Annotated in this window: 14 protein-coding genes; 12 read left to right on the top strand and 2 right to left on the bottom strand. The window is 69.2% G+C overall.

Annotation, left to right across the window (positions count from 1 at the left end; genetic code table 11):
* The first annotated feature begins 445 nt into the window (after positions 1 to 445).
* The 6 genes from OU415_RS10305 to OU415_RS10280 all read left to right on the top strand — a co-directional run bounded on the left by OU415_RS10305 (position 446) and on the right by OU415_RS10280 (position 7618).
* Entirely contained in the window at positions 446 to 1606 is a 1161-nt protein-coding gene (locus OU415_RS10305; RefSeq protein ID WP_408641832.1) for a BMP family lipoprotein, read from the top strand.
* Positions 1607 to 1769: 163 nt separating this feature from the next.
* Positions 1770 to 3308: an ABC transporter ATP-binding protein gene (locus tag OU415_RS10300; RefSeq protein WP_270948403.1), complete on the top strand. Its 1539-nt coding sequence runs from the start codon at positions 1770 to 1772 to the stop codon at positions 3306 to 3308.
* A 181-nt stretch (positions 3309 to 3489) separates the two neighbouring features.
* Entirely contained in the window at positions 3490 to 4575 is a 1086-nt protein-coding gene (locus tag OU415_RS10295; RefSeq protein WP_270948486.1) for an ABC transporter permease, read from the top strand.
* On the top strand, positions 4572 to 5834 hold the full coding sequence (locus tag OU415_RS10290; RefSeq protein WP_270948402.1) for an ABC transporter permease: 1263 nt from the start codon (positions 4572 to 4574) through the stop codon (positions 5832 to 5834). The genes OU415_RS10295 and OU415_RS10290 overlap by 4 nt, the downstream gene beginning before the upstream one ends.
* A complete protein-coding gene (locus tag OU415_RS10285; protein ID WP_270948401.1) occupies positions 5834 to 6211 on the top strand; it encodes a cytidine deaminase in 378 nt (125 codons plus the stop codon). The genes OU415_RS10290 and OU415_RS10285 overlap by 1 nt, the downstream gene beginning before the upstream one ends.
* 123 nt (positions 6212 to 6334) lie before the next feature.
* Entirely contained in the window at positions 6335 to 7618 is a 1284-nt protein-coding gene (locus tag OU415_RS10280; protein WP_270948400.1) for a thymidine phosphorylase, read from the top strand.
* A gap of 56 nt (positions 7619 to 7674) precedes the next feature.
* On the opposite strand, the gene OU415_RS10275 is transcribed toward OU415_RS10280, so the two are convergent.
* Entirely contained in the window at positions 7675 to 8868 is a 1194-nt protein-coding gene (locus OU415_RS10275) for an Mce/MlaD family protein (protein WP_270948399.1), read from the bottom strand.
* A gap of 324 nt (positions 8869 to 9192) precedes the next feature.
* Here OU415_RS10275 and OU415_RS10270 point away from each other — a divergent pair, with 324 nt between their 5' ends.
* The 3 genes from OU415_RS10270 (at position 9193) to OU415_RS10260 (ending at position 11953) form a co-directional block, all read left to right on the top strand.
* Positions 9193 to 10281, top strand: coding sequence for an adenosine deaminase (locus OU415_RS10270; RefSeq protein WP_270948398.1), 1089 nt, complete (start codon positions 9193 to 9195; stop codon positions 10279 to 10281).
* 78 nt (positions 10282 to 10359) lie between these two features.
* Positions 10360 to 11178 carry an IclR family transcriptional regulator gene (locus tag OU415_RS38440; protein ID WP_270948397.1) on the top strand — a complete coding sequence of 273 codons (819 nt, stop codon included), beginning with the start codon at positions 10360 to 10362 and terminating at the stop codon, positions 11176 to 11178.
* Positions 11179 to 11350: 172 nt separating this feature from the next.
* The gene (locus OU415_RS10260; RefSeq protein WP_270948396.1) at positions 11351 to 11953 is read left to right on the top strand and encodes an RNA polymerase sigma factor; all 603 of its coding nucleotides are present in this window, start codon (positions 11351 to 11353) and stop codon (positions 11951 to 11953) included.
* Positions 11954 to 12025: 72 nt separating this feature from the next.
* On the opposite strand, the gene OU415_RS10255 is transcribed toward OU415_RS10260, so the two are convergent.
* Positions 12026 to 13252, bottom strand: coding sequence for a primosomal protein (locus OU415_RS10255; RefSeq protein WP_270948485.1), 1227 nt, complete (start codon positions 13250 to 13252; stop codon positions 12026 to 12028).
* Positions 13253 to 13498: 246 nt separating this feature from the next.
* On the opposite strand from OU415_RS10255, the gene OU415_RS10250 reads away from it, so the two are divergent.
* The 3 genes from OU415_RS10250 to OU415_RS10240 all read left to right on the top strand — a co-directional run bounded on the left by OU415_RS10250 (position 13499) and on the right by OU415_RS10240 (position 15312).
* Positions 13499 to 14077 carry an SMI1/KNR4 family protein gene (locus tag OU415_RS10250; RefSeq protein ID WP_270948395.1) on the top strand — a complete coding sequence of 193 codons (579 nt, stop codon included), beginning with the start codon at positions 13499 to 13501 and terminating at the stop codon, positions 14075 to 14077.
* A gap of 267 nt (positions 14078 to 14344) precedes the next feature.
* Complete coding sequence (locus OU415_RS10245; RefSeq protein ID WP_270948394.1) at positions 14345 to 14698, top strand: PadR family transcriptional regulator; 354 nt, start codon at positions 14345 to 14347, stop codon at positions 14696 to 14698.
* Positions 14695 to 15312, top strand: coding sequence for a hypothetical protein (locus OU415_RS10240; protein ID WP_270948393.1), 618 nt, complete (start codon positions 14695 to 14697; stop codon positions 15310 to 15312). Before OU415_RS10245 ends, OU415_RS10240 begins: the two co-directional genes overlap by 4 nt.
* The last annotated feature ends 175 nt before the right edge of the window (positions 15313 to 15487 follow it).

Genomic DNA, 15487 nt, shown 5'->3' with positions numbered 1-15487 from the left:
GGTGGAAGGCCTCCAACCTCGCTGGTGGACTGACGGCCCCGTTCGGGAACAGGAGCGACCGGCTCCCGAGTCGCAGTTGGTCCCAATGGGTATTGGGTGCACGCCCGTCACCGGCCACGAACAGGGGCCTTGACGCATCGGATGCTAGACCCGACCAAACACCCAGGCCTACTCGCCCGCGCTCTCTGTGATCGACCAGACAAGCCGGCCGGTCCGGTTGATCGATGTAGAAATCATTTCGTGACACGCGAGCAATGTCCACTCGGTGGCGTCAAGACTTAATTTCGAGAGCCACGTCACCGAATGGCGTGCGCCGCGAACCGGAAGAACAATCCACCGAGGACGACACCATCGAGTGGAGTTCTACCGGAACCGGATCTCTCCGGCATGCCGGAGGGGCGCGGTTGGGGGCGTCGCGGTGGGACCAACAGGAAAGGGGAACGGCATGCGGCGGACGCCGACATGGAGGCGCTCGGGTGCCGGACGTTCACGAACGGCCACCGCGGTGGCCGTGCTGCTCACCGGAGCGCTCGCGCTCTCCGGCTGCGCGAAGGACAGCGGAGGGGGTGGCGGGAACAACGCCAGCGGTCAGGGATGTCAGCTCACCGCGCCGCCGGCCGGAGCCCCGGCGCCGAACCCGCCGCAGCCGCCGCCGGCCCCGCCGAACGCCAAGGACATGCGGGTCGGGCTGGCCTTCGACATCGGCGGGCGCGGCGACGCCTCGTTCAACGACGCCTCGGTGGCCGGGCTGGACCGGGCGAAGTCCGAGATGGGCTTCTCCGACGTCAAGGAGCTCGACGCCGGTGCCGGTGAGTCCGAGGACGCCAAGCAGACCCGCCTGCGGCAGCTGGCGCGCGAGGGCTACATCCCGGTGATCGCCGTCGGCTACGCCTACGCGGACGCCATCAAGGCCGTCGCGCCGGAGTACGCCGGCACCAAGTTCGCGATCATCGACGAGCAGGTCGACGGCGTTCCCAACGTCACCCCGCTGGTCTTCGCCGAGGAGCAGGGCTCGTTCCTGGTCGGCGTGATCGCCGCGCACCGGTCGAAGAACTGCCAGGTCGGTTTCGTCGGCGGGGTGCGGACCCCGCTGATCCAGAAGTTCCAGGCCGGGTTCGAGGCGGGCGCCAAGGCCGCCGCGCCGTCGATCAAGATCGACAGCAAGTACCTGACCCCGGCGGGCGACTTCAGCGGTTTCCAGGACCCGAACAAGGGCGCCGAGATCGCGACCGGCCAGCTGGAGGAGGGCGCGGACGTGATCTACCACGCCGCGGGCGCCTCCGGTAAGGGCGTGTTCTCGTCGGTCAAGCAGTCCGGGGCGATGGCGATCGGCGTGGACTCCGACCAGTACAACCAGCCGACCGTGGCCGAGTCCAAGGACGTGATCATCTCGTCCATGCTCAAGCGCGTCGACCTCGCGGTGTACGACTACATCTCCGCGGTCGCCCGCGACGACCTGGGCTCGTTGCCGAAGAAGTTCGACCTGGCCATCGACGGCGTCGGCTACTCCAAGTCCGGCGGCAAGGTCGACGACCTGGTGCCGGTGGTGGACGCCTACCGCAACGCCATCGCCAACGGCGACATCAAGGTCTCCGACAAGCCGTGACGTTCGACGGCGGTTCCGCGCGGGTCCCGCGCGGAACCGCCGCGCGGAGGTTTCACCCGGGCGGTGGCGGTTTCGCGCCAACGAGGTTGCGCCGGGGCCGAAACCGTCCATTGTTGAGCGTCCGTTCGCTTCGCCGCTGCGAGACGACGTCCCCTGGAGCGCCATGAACACCGCCACCGAACCGGAATCCGGTGATCCGCCGGCCGTCGAGCTGACCGGCATCACGAAGGCCTTCCCCGGCGTGGTCGCCAACTCCGACGTGAACCTGTCGGTGCGCGCCGGCGAGGTCCACGCGCTGTGCGGCGAGAACGGGGCCGGCAAGTCGACCCTGATGAAGATCCTCTACGGCATGCAGGCCCCGGACTCCGGCACGATCCGGGTCCGCGGCGAGGAGGTGCGGCTGCGCACCCCGGCCGAGGCGATCCGCGCCGGGATCGGCATGGTGCACCAGCACTTCATGCTGGCCGACAACCTGACCGTGCTGGAGAACATCGTGCTCGGCGCGGAGGGCGCGCACGGCATCGGCGCGAAAGCCCGCCGCGAGGTGCGGGAACTGGCTTCCCGGGCGGGTTTCGAAGTTCGCCCGGACGTGCTGGTCGAACGCCTCGGCGTCGCCGACCGGCAGCGCGTCGAGATCCTCAAGGTCCTCTACCGCGGCGCGCGGATCATCATCCTGGACGAGCCCACCGCGGTGCTCGTGCCGCAGGAGGTCGACGAGCTGTTCGCGACCCTGCGCACCATGCGCGAGCAGGGCTTCACGTTCCTGTTCATCTCGCACAAGCTCGACGAGGTGCGCGCGATCGCCGACACGATCACGGTCCTGCGCCGCGGCACCACCGTCGGCACCGTGCCCACCGGCGAGGTCACCAGCCAGCGGCTGGCCGAGATGATGGTCGGCAGCGAGCTCCCGGTGCCCGAGCGCGGCGAGTCCACGGTGACCGATCGCGAAGTGCTCGTCCTCTCCGGACTGTCCGCATCGGAGCAGGACCGGGCGGTGCTGTCCGACGTGGACTTGGTGGTGCGGGCCGGTGAGGTCGTCGGCATCGCCGGGGTGGAGGGCAACGGCCAGACCGAACTGGTCGAGGCGATCATGGGCATGCGCCCGGTCGACTCGGGCCGGATCGCCCTCGGCGAGCGCGACCTGACCGGCCTGCCCACGCTGGCCCGCCGCGAAGCGGGCATCGGTTACGTGCCCGAGGACCGGCACCGGCAGGGCCTGCTGCTCGACGAACCGCTCTGGTACAACCGCATCCTCGGTCACCAGACCCGCCGCCCGGTCGCCCGCGGCAAGTGGCTGGACCGGCAGGGCGCGAGGACCGACTCGGTGCGCATCGTCGAGCAGTTCGACGTCCGAACCCCGGGCATCGAGGTCGACGCGGCCGCGCTCTCCGGCGGCAACCAGCAGAAGTTCGTGGTGGGCCGGGAGCTCTCCGGTGACCCGGTGCTGCTGATCGCGGCGCACCCGACCCGCGGCGTGGACGTCGGCGCCCAGGCCGTCATCTGGGACCACCTGCGCGCCGCCCGCGCGGAAGGACTGGCGGTGCTGCTGATCTCCGCCGACCTGGACGAGCTGATCGGCCTGTCCGACACCATCCGGGTGATGTTCGGCGGCCGTCTGGTCGCCGAAGCGGACCCGACCTCGGTGACCCCGGAAGAACTCGGCGCCGCGATGACCGGCGCCAGGGACGGTGAGGTCGCATGAGTCGCTCTGTGCCCGACCGCACCTCAGGGGAACCACGGAAAGGCGGAACTGCCGCAGGAGTGGGTTCGTGCCCAACCGCACCTCAGGGGAACGTGACGCGACTCAGCCACAGGAAACCGCGAAACGTGAGGTCGCTTTCGGAGGCAACCACCACTGTGAATCGCGGAGAGGCGGAATGCGCATGAACAACTGGCGGACACGCCTGCTCCCCGCGGCGTTGGCGATCGTCTTCGCGACCGTGCTGTGCAGCGCGGTGCTGGTGTTCTCGGGCGCGAACCCGGTCGACACGCTGCTGGAGATGGTCACCCAGGTCGGCCGCGGGACGACTGCGGTGGACGTGGTCAACACCGCGGGCAGCTACTACCTGGTCGCCATCGCCGCCGCGATCGGGTTCCAGATGAACCTGCTCAACATCGGCATCGAGGGCCAGTACCGGCTGGGCGCCTGCGTGGCGGCGATCGTCGGCGGCGCGGTCAGCCTGCCGTTCGGGCTGCACGCGCTGCTGGTCGTCGTGGTCGGCGCGGTCACCGGTGCGCTGTGGTGCGGGATCGCGGCCGTGCTGAAGGTCTACCGCGGGGTGTCCGAGGTGATCTCCACGATCATGCTCAACACCCTGTCCATCGGGCTCATCGCCTACCTCGTGCAGGACTTCGGCGAGATGCGCGGCAACATGCAGGGCACCGCGATCATCCCGGAATCCGGCTGGGTGCCGGGGATTCCGCTGGGCGGTGCCGGGACGGTGTTCGGGCTGGTGCTGCTGTCGGTGGCGGTGGGCGTCGGGTACGCGGTGCTCGTCGACCGCACCCGCTACGGCTTCCAGCTGCGCGCATCGGGCCTGTCGCCGACCGCCGCGCGGGCCGGCGGCGTCGACTCCAAGCGCATGATCATGTCGGCGATGCTGATCTCCGGTGCCATCGCCGGGGTGGCCGGGCTGCCGGAGATCCTGAGCCGCGACCACACCTTCACCGTCAACTTCCCGATCGGCTACGGGTTCGCCGGCCTGGCCATCGCGCTGCTGGGCCGCAACCACCCGATCGGCATCGCGTTCGGCGCGCTGCTGTGGGCCTTCCTGGACAAGAGCTCGCTGACGCTGGACAACATCGGGGTGCCGAAGGAGATCGTGACCATCTTGCAGGGCACCATCGTGCTGTCCGTGGTCGTGGCCTACGAGCTGGTGCGCCGCCGCGAACTCGCCGCCGAGCAGCGGCGGGTCGGCCGCGCGCTGGGGACCGGCGAGCCGGTCGCCACCGGAGGTGAGCGGGCATGACGACCGCGCTGAGCACCGAACCGGAGAAGACTTCGCACAAGGCGGCTCGACGCCCGATGCCCGGCTGGGCGCGCGTCGTGCTCTGGGTGGTCGTCGCGTTCACGGCGGTGGCGATCGCCTCGTACCAGACCGGCGTGCCGCAGCTGACCTCGTCGGGCACCGTGCAGTCCGCGGTGCGCCTGGGCATCCCGATCCTGCTGGCCGCGCTGGGCGGCCTGTGGGCCGAGCGCGCCGGGGTCATCAACATCGGCCTCGAGGGCATGATGATCCTCGGCACCTGGGGCGGCGCCTGGGCCGGCTACCAGTGGGGACCGCTCGCCGGGCTCGTCGCGGCGGCCGTGTTCGGCGCGCTGGGCGGCCTGGTGCACGCGATCGCGACGGTGTCCTTCGGCGTCAACCACATCGTGTCCGGTGTGGCGATCAACCTGCTCGGCGCGGGCATCGCGAAGTACCTGTCGACGCTGGTGTTCGAGCCGATCTCGCGGAACCCGCGGGAATCGCCCATGGTGCCGAAGTTCGACACCTACTCCGCGCAACCGCTGGGCACCTGGCTGGAACAGCTCGAAGACATGCAGCGGGTGGGCATCTCGGACCTCGCGGGCATCCTCGGCGGTCTGGTCACCGAGGTCTCGCCGCTGACGATGCTGGCGTACCTGCTGGTGCCCGCCAGCTACCTGCTGCTGTGGCGCTCGCCGTTCGGCCTGCGCCTGCGCTCCTGCGGGGAGAACCCGGTCGCGGCCGAATCCCTGGGCGTCAACGTCTACCGCTACAAGTACCTGGCGGTCATCATCTCCGGCGCGCTGGCCGGGATCGGTGGTGCGGCGCTGATCCTCAACCCCGGCCAGGCTGGTTACCTGGAGGGCCAGACCAACAACCGCGGCTACATCGGCCTGGCCGCGATGATCTTCGGCAACTGGCGCCCGGGCGGTCTGCTCGGCGGCGCGGCGCTCTTCGGCTACTCCGACGGCCTGCAGCTGCGCAGCGGCGAGACCAGCGTGCACGCGCTGTTCTACGGTGCGACGCTGCTGCTCGTGGTGGTCGCGGCGGTGCAGGTGTGGCGGCGCAGCTGGTTCGCCGCCGGTATCGCGCTGGTCGCCGCGGCGGTGATGTACTCGGTGTACTGGTACACCGATTCGCTGCCCGAGGAGCTCACCGCCTACACCCCGCACCTGGTGACGCTGGTGGTGCTGGGCGCAGCATCGCAGCGGCTGCGACCACCTGCGGCGAACGGCTTGCAGTACCGCAGAGGGGCGGACTAGTGACCGCAGTGGACTGGGAATTGCTGCGCGCGGAGGCGGTGAAGGCCGCATCGATGGCGTACTGCCCGTACTCGAACCTGCAGGTGGGTGCGGCGGCCCTGTGCGACGACGGCAGGGTCGTGACCGGCTGCAACGTTGAGAACGGTTCCTACGGCGTCACCCTGTGCGCGGAGTGCACGATGGCCGGTCAGCTCCGCCTGACCGGAGGAGGCCGCTTCGTCGCGGTGGCCTGCCGGAGCGGCACCGGGGACCTCCTGATGCCCTGCGGCCGCTGCCGCCAGGTCCTCCAGGAGCTGGGCGGCCCGGACTGCCTGGTCGACACCCCGCGAGGAATCCTCCCGATGACCGAAGTCCTCCCCGACGCCTTCGAGTTGTAGGCGCGGCAGAATTTGCCGCTCTGACCAGGACTTCTGGGGAGATCACTCGTTCGGGATGTATCTGTGGGAGGGGTTCGCGCCTCTATACATGCGAGGGGTTTCTTCGAGCTGGAGGTGGCTGGGATGCATTCCGCGGTTGATGTGATCCGGGCGAAGCGCGATGGTGGGCGGCTCAGCGATGAGCAGATCGACTGGGTGGTCGACGCCTACACGCGCGGCCAGGTCGCCGACGAGCAGATGGCGTCGTTGGCGATGGCCATCCTGTTGCGCGGCATGACGGCGGCGGAGACCGCGCGCTGGACCGCCGCGATGGTCGCTTCCGGTGAGGTGTTAGCGCTCGACGGGGTGCGAAAACCCACTGTGGACAAGCATTCCACCGGTGGCGTCGGGGACAAGATCACCCTGCCGCTGACCCCGCTGGTCGCCGCGTGCGGTGCCGCCGTGCCGCAGCTGTCCGGGCGCGGTTTGGGGCACACCGGCGGCACGCTCGACAAGCTGGAGTCGATCCCCGGGTGGCGGGCGCAGCTCTCGGACGAGGAGATCCGCGCGCAGCTCGACGACGTCGGCGCGGTGGTGTGCGCGGCGACGGAGGGTTTGGCGCCGGCCGACCGGAAGCTCTACGCCCTGCGGGACGTGACGGGCACGGTCGAGTCGATCCCGCTGATCGCCAGCTCCATCATGAGCAAGAAGATCGCCGAGGGCGTGCAGTCGCTGGTGCTGGACGTCAAGTGCGGCTCCGGCGCCTTCATGAAGGAACCCGGCCAGGCGCGGGACCTGGCCACCGCGCTCGTGGAGATCGGTGCCGCGAACGGGTTGCGGACCAGCGCGCTGATCACCGACATGTCCGTCCCGTTGGGGCGCGCGGTCGGCAATGCGCTGGAAGTGGCCGAGGCAGTGGACGTTCTGCGCGGTGGTGGTCCACCGGACGTCGTGGAGCTGACCCTCGCTCTGGCCCGCGAGATGCTCGACCACGCTGGACTGTCCGATGTGGACCCCGCGGAGGTCTTGTCGGATGGTCGTGCCTACGACTCGTGGTGCCGGATGATCCGGGCCCAGGGCGGAGATCCCGAAGCGGAACTGCCACGCGCGCGGCACGTCGACGTGATCACCGCGCCGGAGGGCGGTGTGCTCGCCGAGCTCGACGCGTTCGCGGTGGGCATCGCGGCATGGCGGCTGGGTGCGGGACGGGCCCGCAAGGAGGACGACGTCGAGCACACCGCCGGGGTGCTGTGCCTGGCCAAGCCGGGCGATCGGATCAGCGCTGGCCAGCCGCTGCTGGAACTGCACACCGACCGGCCCGAAACCGTCGCGGGCGCCAGAGAGGCACTGGCCGGCGCATACGAAATCAGCGGCGCCGACCGGACGTCGACGCCGCTGATCCTGGATCGAGTGGCTGCGAACAGCTGACTCAGCTGATGCGCGGCGGCTCGGGCACTACCCGCGCCGCCGCGCAGAGCCTGGAATCAGGCGCTCTCGGCGGTGAAGTCCTCTTCGCCGTCGGTCAGAGCCTTGTCCGTGGTGTCGCGCTTGGCGCTCTTGGAGCGGCCGCGGCGCTGCTGGCGGGGGAGCGTGGTGGGCGGCGGCGGGGCCGACGGCGCGCTGCCGCCGAGGATCAGCTCGGCGAAGGTGGCCATGGCCTCGTCGAGCTGCCCGGCGTGGCGCCGCTCGCTCTCCTCGTTGGCCTCGCGGACCAGGGCGTTCAGCGAGTCGCTGTCCGGGCGGGACGCGAGCGTGCCCGACAGCTGCGTGAGGTTCTTCGACAGCGTGCCGCCGAGGTCGCCCAGACCCGTCTTGACGCCTTCCTCGACGGTGTCGAGGCGGTTGGTGAAGCCCTGCTCGACGGTGTCGATGCGGGTGTTGACGTTGTCCTCGACCTGGTCGAGGCGCGCGGTGACCTGGTCCAGCCGGTCGGTGAGCTGCCCCAGGCGGTCGGCCAGCTTGTCCAGCTTGTCGGTCGGGTCCACCGCCGGGCGGGCCGCGAGCTGGTCCAGCTTGGCGTCGATCTGGTCGCGGGTGCCGGCCACGGCGTCGGACAGCGCGTTCTGCGCGTTGCCGGTGGACTCGGTGACCGCGCGCTGCAGGGCCTCGCGGGTGCCGTCGAGGTGCTCGTGGACGCCCTCGTCGATCTCGGCGAAGCGGCCGCGCAGGCTGGTCTCCAGCGAGTCGATGCGCTCGCGGACCGGGCCGTGCACCGTCGCGGGCAGCGACTCGAGGCGGCCGTCCTGCTTGTCCAGGTGCAGCCCCAGCTCGTCCAGGCGCTTGTGGATGTGGCCGAGCTTGTCCTCCAGGCCGTCCATCCGGCCGACCACGCCGTCCATCCGCCCGCCGACTCCGTCGAGCCGACCGTCCAGCTGGGCGAAGGGCTTGGCGAGCTTGTCGACCAGACCGTCGACGGAGCCCTTCAGCTCGAGCAGCGAGCCGTCGTGCGCCTCGAGCTTGGCCAGCGCTTCGTCGAGTCGTTCGGCCAGCACGCTGACTTCGGTGCGGTCCGGCAGCTCGCTCAGGCGTTTCCGCACGGAACCCAGCGACTCCAGCGGGGAGAGCCGGGCGTGGATCTCGTCCAGTGCGTCGAAGATCTGCTGTTGTTCGCTCTCGCGGATCTCAGCCGCACGCGTGAGCATGTTGCGCATGCGGTCGAACGACATGTTCTCGGTCACGGCTAGGGGCGTCCTTCGTCGAGGGGGGATGAGGACTCGCCGAGCCTAGCCACTCTGTTCCAGCGTTCCCAGGCGCCCCCCGATACATTGCGTGATTACCCGACGGGGCATGGATCCATTTGGAGCAGCATTGTTCCGCCGAAAAGTCCAGCCGACTCGCCGTTCACTGCGATAAGCGTTGTATTCGGGATCCGTCCGAGTGAGTTTTGCGGGACGGTTGTCCGGTTCGGTGCGCCCCGGAAACCCGCTGTTCCCGAAGTTTTCGCGGGGTTGTCGCTGGTAGCTGTCCGTGGTGCGGCCATCGGCGCCCTGTAACGTGGATGCATGTCGACTCCGGTGAACCTGAACTCCATCCGGCAGGCGCCCAAGGTACTGCTGCACGACCACCTCGACGGTGGCCTGCGGCCCCAGACCGTGATCGATCTGGCGCATGCTGCCGGGTATTCCGAGCTGCCCCACGACAACGCCGCTGAACTGGGACGATGGTTCGAAGCTGCGGCGGATTCGGGCTCGCTGGAGCGGTACCTGGAGACCTTCGCGCACACCGTCGCGGTGATGCAGACGGAGGAGGCGCTGATCCGGGTCGCGGCCGAGTGCGTCGAGGACCTGGCCGAGGACGGCGTGGTCTACGCCGAGGTGCGCTACGCCCCGGAGCTCTTCCAGGACGGCGGGCTGACGCTCGACCAGATCGTGCAGGCCGTCCAGGACGGATTCCGGGAAGGTGAACGCCGCGTAGCCGCCGCCGGAAAACGTATCCGAATCGGTACCTTGCTGTGCGCCATGCGGCAGAATGCGCGGTCGCTGGAAATCGCCGAGCTCGCGGTCCGGTACCGGGACGCGGAAGTCGTCGGTTTCGACATCGCCGGACCGGAGGCGGGATTCCCGCCCACCCGGAACCTGGACGCGTTCGAATACCTGCGCCAGCAGAACGCGCATTTCACGATTCACGCTGGTGAGGCGTTCGGGCTTCCGTCGATCTGGGAAGCCATCCAGCACTGCGGCGCGGAACGGCTCGGGCACGGCGTCCGCATCGTCGACGACATCAAGGTCGACGAGGACGGCTCGGTGCACCTGGGCCGTCTGGCGTCCTACGTCCGGGACCGGCGGATCCCGCTGGAGATGTGCCCGTCGTCGAACCTGCAGACCGGGGCGGCCGAGTCGATGGCCGAGCACCCCATCGGGCTGCTGGCGAAGCTGCGCTTCCGCGTCACGGTGAACACCGACAACCGGCTGATGAGCCACTGCTCGATGTCGGGCGAGTTCGCCGCGCTGCACGAGGCCTTCGGCTACGGCTGGGAGGACATGCAGTGGTTCACGGTGAACGCGATGAAGTCGTCGTTCCTCGGCTTCGACGAGCGCCTCGAGCTGATCAACGACGTGATCAAGCCGGGCTACGCAGCACTGCTGGACTAATTGCTGCATCGCTTTTTGCGCATAAGGTGCTGCGTTCGGATCGGCGGCATTGGATACTGCCAGTCCTGAACGCGATTCGTGGTAGGCGCGAGGACAGCGGCGCCGGGGACTCCCGGGGAGGGACACGGTGGCACGGGGTGGCGAGCCAACGCTGATCACGTCGGTGCAGCGCGCGCTTCGGTTGTTGGAGGCCGTGAGCGAGCAGCCGTCCGGCACCACGGCGAAGAACCTGTCCAGGCGGACCGGGATCGCGCTGCGCTGCCGACCACGTACCACCTGCTGCGCACCCTGGCCCACGAGGGCTACCTCGAGAAGCTGGACGACGGCGCGTTCATCGTCGGTTCCCAGGTCGCCGGGCTGCATTCGGCTGCGCAGGACCAGGTCCTGCGCAGCCGGATCCGCTCGGTGATGACCGAGCTCCGCGACGACTTGAACGCGGCGGTCTACCTGGCCCACTACCACGAGGGTGACGTGGTCGTGGCCGACATCGTCGACAGCCCGCGCAACCCGCGGGTGGACACCTGGGCCGCTTTCAAGGAAGCCGCGCACGCCACCGCGATCGGGAAGTGCCTGCTGTCCGGGCTGAGCCGGGAAGAGCGCGCGGACCACCTCGACCGCTACCCGCCGGCGGACCTCACCCCGCGCACGATCACCCGGACCCACGAATTGATTGACGGTCCGGAGAACGCGGTCGTCACCGATTCGGAGGAGTACTCGCTCGGCACGGCGTGCATGGCCGCGCCGGTCGTGGGCACCGCCTCGCCGATGACGCTGGCGATTTCGTTCCCGGCGCGCAAGCTCACCGCCACCGATTCCTTCGAGAACCCGTTGCGCACGGCTGCCGGGGAGATCTCCAGGACGGTCGCGGTCGTCGGCGACTTTCCCACGGTCGGGTGACTTTCGAGCGCGGAAATCCTTCCCACCTGGGAGGAATCACTATCTGAAATATTCCATCTTGTCCTATGCCAGCGGTTTCGCGAACATCTTTCGCAGCGGGGGCGTATTCGGTGAGGGGCGTTGACCACCCCCTTGGCGGCGCCCCTCACCGGTGCAAAGGCTGAGGGGAACCATGTACGCGGGCGACGACGGAACACTGCTCGAAGCGGTTCGATCCGGCTCGTCCGCAGCGTTCGCCGAGCTCTACGCCCGGCACCGCGCCGCAGCGCGGACCATGGCCAAGCAGGTCGCGGCGACCCCCGCCGATGTGGACGACCTGGTGTCCGAGGCGTTCGCCAACATCCTCGACGTCCTCCAGCGCGGTGCTGGACCGGTCACCGCCTTCCGCGCCTACCTGCTCACCACCATCCGGAACCTCGCGGCCGCGGCCAGCAGCCGTGATCGGCGCGTCTTCCTGGCCGCCGAGCTCGACGGCTCCCACCTGGACGAAACCCTGCCGTTCGTCGATCCCGCGGTGGCGGAGCTGGAGCGCAACCTGGTCAAGCAGGCCTTCTCCCGGCTCCCGCGCCGCTGGCGCCACGTGCTGTGGTGCGTGGAGGTGGAGAAGCAGACCCCGGCGGAGGTCGGCAGGTACTTCGGGATCAGCCGGAACAGCGCGGCAGCGCTGACCTACCGCGCCCGGAAGGGCCTGCGCGAGGCCTACACCCAGGTCTGCCGCGGCGAACCGGCCCAGCGCCGCCTCGCCGCCCCCGGCGAACTCCTGGCCGCCGCCTGATCCCCGTTCGAACCCGGAAACCGAAAAAGCGCGCACCTCCGATGAAGAAGTGCGCGCTTTCTCGAGTTCGGGTCAGTGCGAGCGGAAACGCTCCTCCAGGTCTTCGACCAGTTTGCGCCAGGATTCGACCTCGGTGTCGAACGGGCCGCTCGGGGGCAGCCGGTTCGGGCTGGGGCGCAGGATGAACGAGACCAGCCAGCCGAGCCGCTCCGACGGCTGCAGCGCCTGCTCGACGCTGGTGTCGCCGGCCCAGGCCGCCGCGTCCATCAGCAGTTCCTCGGCCAGGTCCAGCTGCGTCGGGTCCACATCGGACGGACCGCTGCCGAGGTCGGCGTCCAGGCCGGTCAGCACGTAGGTGTTGTCGTCGTCGACTTCGACCTCGAGCTCACCGGCGGTGGCCTTGTCCCGCACCTGCGACCAGGTCGAGACCCGCTCCAGGTCGGTGCCGGACACCGCGTCGTCGTCGGCGACGAACCGGGCCAGCGCGCGGGCGCTCGGGAACACGTCGATCTTCCCGCCGCTGCCCAGGAAGACCGGGTCGTCGTCGAGGTAGCAGCGCAGCGAGTAGTGCTCGCCGGTGCTGGTGATGATGCGGATCGGGTCGATGCCGACCTCGCTCCAGAAGCCGAGCTCGACCTCTTCGATCTCGTCCACGTCGGACTCGTCGGAGGTGTCCGCCTCCTCCTCGGTGTCGGCTTCCAAGGACTCGGCGAGCTCGGTCTCGGCGGCGGCGACCGCGTCGGCCGGCACCTCCGGGGTGGTGACGACGGCGTCGATGGCGTCCAGGACCTCGTCCCAGCGCTCCACGACGACCTTGCACAGCTCGGTCCAGCGGCGCTGCCCGTCCTTGCCGGAGAAGGCGAAGGTGCCCTGGTCGAGGATGGCGAAGCCGTCGGCCGAGTCCAGCACCTCGTGCACCGCGTCCAGCTCGCAGACGTCGGCCAGCGAGCGGGCGATCTCGACGATGTCGGCGAGTTCGCCGACGGTCCAGGTGTCCAGCGGCTCGGCCACCAGCTCCGGGACGCCCACCAGGTCGTACTGGTGGTCCTCGTCCGGGTTCAGGTCCTCGGCGGCGAGCTGGGGCACCACGTGCCACGCCGGGTGGTCGTCGAGGTCGTGCTCCTTCGCGGTGCGCACGAACGCTGCCAGGTGCGCGGCGTCGGGGAACGCGTAGAGGTCGTCCTCGTGTCCGAGGAACGCTTCCCACTCCTCGCCGTCCTCGCGCCAGCGCGGCGCCCACAGGGTGACGACGTCGCCCTGCGGCAGCCCGAGCTCGATGGGGACGATGTCGTGCGCCATCTCTCTACCTCCGGTCACCGAACCAGACCTCGCGGAAGCCTACGGGTTGTCCGTTCGCTGCGTGTTCCCCGGTCCAGCTGTCACCGTATCGAGCCCGGGGAGTGCAACGGTCGACGGAACAATTCGTAACGATCAGTCGTCGGTGTGGTGGATGCGTCCCAACGCGGTTGGGCTGTTCGGCGCAGCGGGGCTCGAGGTCACCTTTGGCGGTACCCCTCCGACGTCCGCCGGGCGATCATGATCGGAATGGACGTCACGGAGCTGTGGACCGAGATCGTGCGCTGGTTGTCGGAGCACGCGCCGGTCACCGCAGCGTCGTTGCGCCCGCCCGTGCCCCCGGACCTGGCCGAGCTGGAGGGGGAGTTCGCCGTCGAGATCCCGGCCGAACTCCGCGAGCTGTGGCTGTCCTGCGGGGGTACCGACGCGGACGTGCTCGCTGACGTCCTGCCGCCGTTCTACACGCCCTACAGCGCGGCCGAAGCTCTCCAGGCGTGGCGCGATCACCGCAAACACTGGGCCGCTCAGTGGGAGCGCCCGGCCTGCGACTACTACGCGGGCTCGCCGGGTTCGAGCTTCCACCCTGCCTGGATCCCGATCGCCGGCGACGGTTTCGCCGACGAACTGGTGGTGGACCTGCGCCCAGGGCCGCTGCACGGCTGCGTCCTGGAGTGGGAGCAGGAAGCGGCCCAGGTTCTCCGCCCCGAGTGGAAGGGTGTCGCGGCGATGCTGTCCGACGTCCGCCGAGCCCTGGCCGAAGGAGTCCCGGCGGGCCACAGCTACCCGACGATCACCGAAGACGGCCGCCTCGACTGGCAAATCCGCTGATCGCCCAACCGCTCACTTCCAGGTGACATCAACTGCTGCTCCGTCGCCAGGTGAGGTCTGGTACAGAACCGCAGTTTCAATTGAAACTGTAAATCCCAGGCACGGCGGATCACAGTTTCAATTGAAACTGCAGGTCCCGAGGCTGCGTGCGCCCGAGGGGAGCCTCGGTGCGGGTTAGCTCTTTTGGGCAGGGGCGTGTTGATCGGACCTGGGGTCCATGTCGCCGACTAGTTTGTGGCGCCTACTAGTTGGCGCTACAGTGTTGGCATGGCGGACAGGACGGTCTCCGGGCGGCAGGCGCAGTGGCTGCGCGGCGTGCTCGACCTCGCTGTGCTGGCACTGCTGGCCGAGGGCGGCGAGGGGTACGGGTACACGTTGCTGCAGCGGCTCGCCGAGGCCGGTTTGCCGGGGATGAAGGCAGGGACGCTCTATCCGCTGCTCAACCGGCTTGCGGCCGATGGGTTGCTGAGCGCTGAGTGGCGGGCTGGGGAAGGCGGGCCCGGTCGGAAGTTCTTCGCGCTGACCGACGAAGGGCGCGCGGTGCTCGCCGAACAGGGGCCCAAGTGGGTCGAGTTCGCGAAGAACTCGATCTCCGTTGTGGAACGAGGGGTGCAGTCGTGATGGCGCTTGACGAGAAGTACCGCGACGAGCTGCTGCTCGCGCTGCGGATGCACGAGATCTCCGGGGAGTACGTCGGAGAGGTGCTGGCCGAGGTCGAGGCGCACGTCCGGGAGACCGGGGAGGACCCGGCCGAAGCCTTCGGGAAGCCCCGCGAGTACGCCGCGCAGGTCGCCGAGCAGCTGGACGGCGCGGGCAAGTCGTCCACGCTGGGAATCGCGATCAGCGTGCTGGCGACGGCAGCGCTGACCATGTTCGGCTCGGACTTCCTGCTGGACGCGCTGTTTGAGCGAACCGACTCGATCGCCTACACGCTGAAGGACACCGTGGCCCTGCTGTCCCTGCTGGTGCTGTTCGTTGCCGGGACTTTGCTGGTGTTCAAGGCGTACACGGCGAAGGCGGCGAACAAGGCCTTCGGGTTTGCGGCGATCGCGGCGTTCGGGCTGGGCATCCTGGCCCAGTACCTCGCCGGCCAGTTCTTCGACGACGTGACCCCGCTGTACGAGCTGCCGCGCTGGGGCGCAGGCGTCCTCGGTGCGCTGGCGCTCGCAGGGGCCATCGCCTTCATGGTCCGTGCGGCCCGTCGAGGTCGAGTGGTCTACCCGAAGGTCAGCTGACTCCGCCGAACCCAGCGATGTCCACCGCGGCTAGATGTTTCAGTCACGACTGAACACAGTTTCAATTGAAACTGTGGTCCCACGAGGTGTGCCGGGTGCCGGACACGCCGGAGGGTGTGGACAGGTCGTGGGTGTTGTGGAGAACTTCCGCAAATTCAATGGAAATCGGACGTCC

The sequence above is a fragment of the Saccharopolyspora oryzae genome (assembly GCF_027853915.1).
GTDB lineage: Bacteria > Actinomycetota > Actinomycetes > Mycobacteriales > Pseudonocardiaceae > Saccharopolyspora > Saccharopolyspora oryzae.
Note: the sequence above shows the minus strand (reverse complement) of the source record. Positions and strands in the feature narration are given on the sequence as shown.

Bases quoted from the DNA above. Each gene is read 5' to 3' on its own strand.
- OU415_RS10305 (WP_408641832.1), top strand. From the start codon at position 446: ATGCGGCGGACGCCGACATGGAGGCGCTCGGGTGCCGGACGTTCACGA.
- OU415_RS10300 (WP_270948403.1), top strand. From the start codon at position 1,770: ATGAACACCGCCACCGAACCGGAATCCGGTGATCCGCCGGCCGTCGAG.
- OU415_RS10295 (WP_270948486.1), top strand. From the start codon at position 3,490: ATGAACAACTGGCGGACACGCCTGCTCCCCGCGGCGTTGGCGATCGTC.
- OU415_RS10290 (WP_270948402.1), top strand. From the start codon at position 4,572: ATGACGACCGCGCTGAGCACCGAACCGGAGAAGACTTCGCACAAGGCG.
- OU415_RS10280 (WP_270948400.1), top strand. From the start codon at position 6,335: ATGCATTCCGCGGTTGATGTGATCCGGGCGAAGCGCGATGGTGGGCGG.
- OU415_RS10270 (WP_270948398.1), top strand. From the start codon at position 9,193: ATGTCGACTCCGGTGAACCTGAACTCCATCCGGCAGGCGCCCAAGGTA.
- OU415_RS10260 (WP_270948396.1), top strand. From the start codon at position 11,351: ATGTACGCGGGCGACGACGGAACACTGCTCGAAGCGGTTCGATCCGGC.
- OU415_RS10255 (WP_270948485.1), bottom strand. From the start codon at position 13,252: ATGGCGCACGACATCGTCCCCATCGAGCTCGGGCTGCCGCAGGGCGAC.
- OU415_RS10250 (WP_270948395.1), top strand. From the start codon at position 13,499: ATGGACGTCACGGAGCTGTGGACCGAGATCGTGCGCTGGTTGTCGGAG.
- OU415_RS10245 (WP_270948394.1), top strand. From the start codon at position 14,345: ATGGCGGACAGGACGGTCTCCGGGCGGCAGGCGCAGTGGCTGCGCGGC.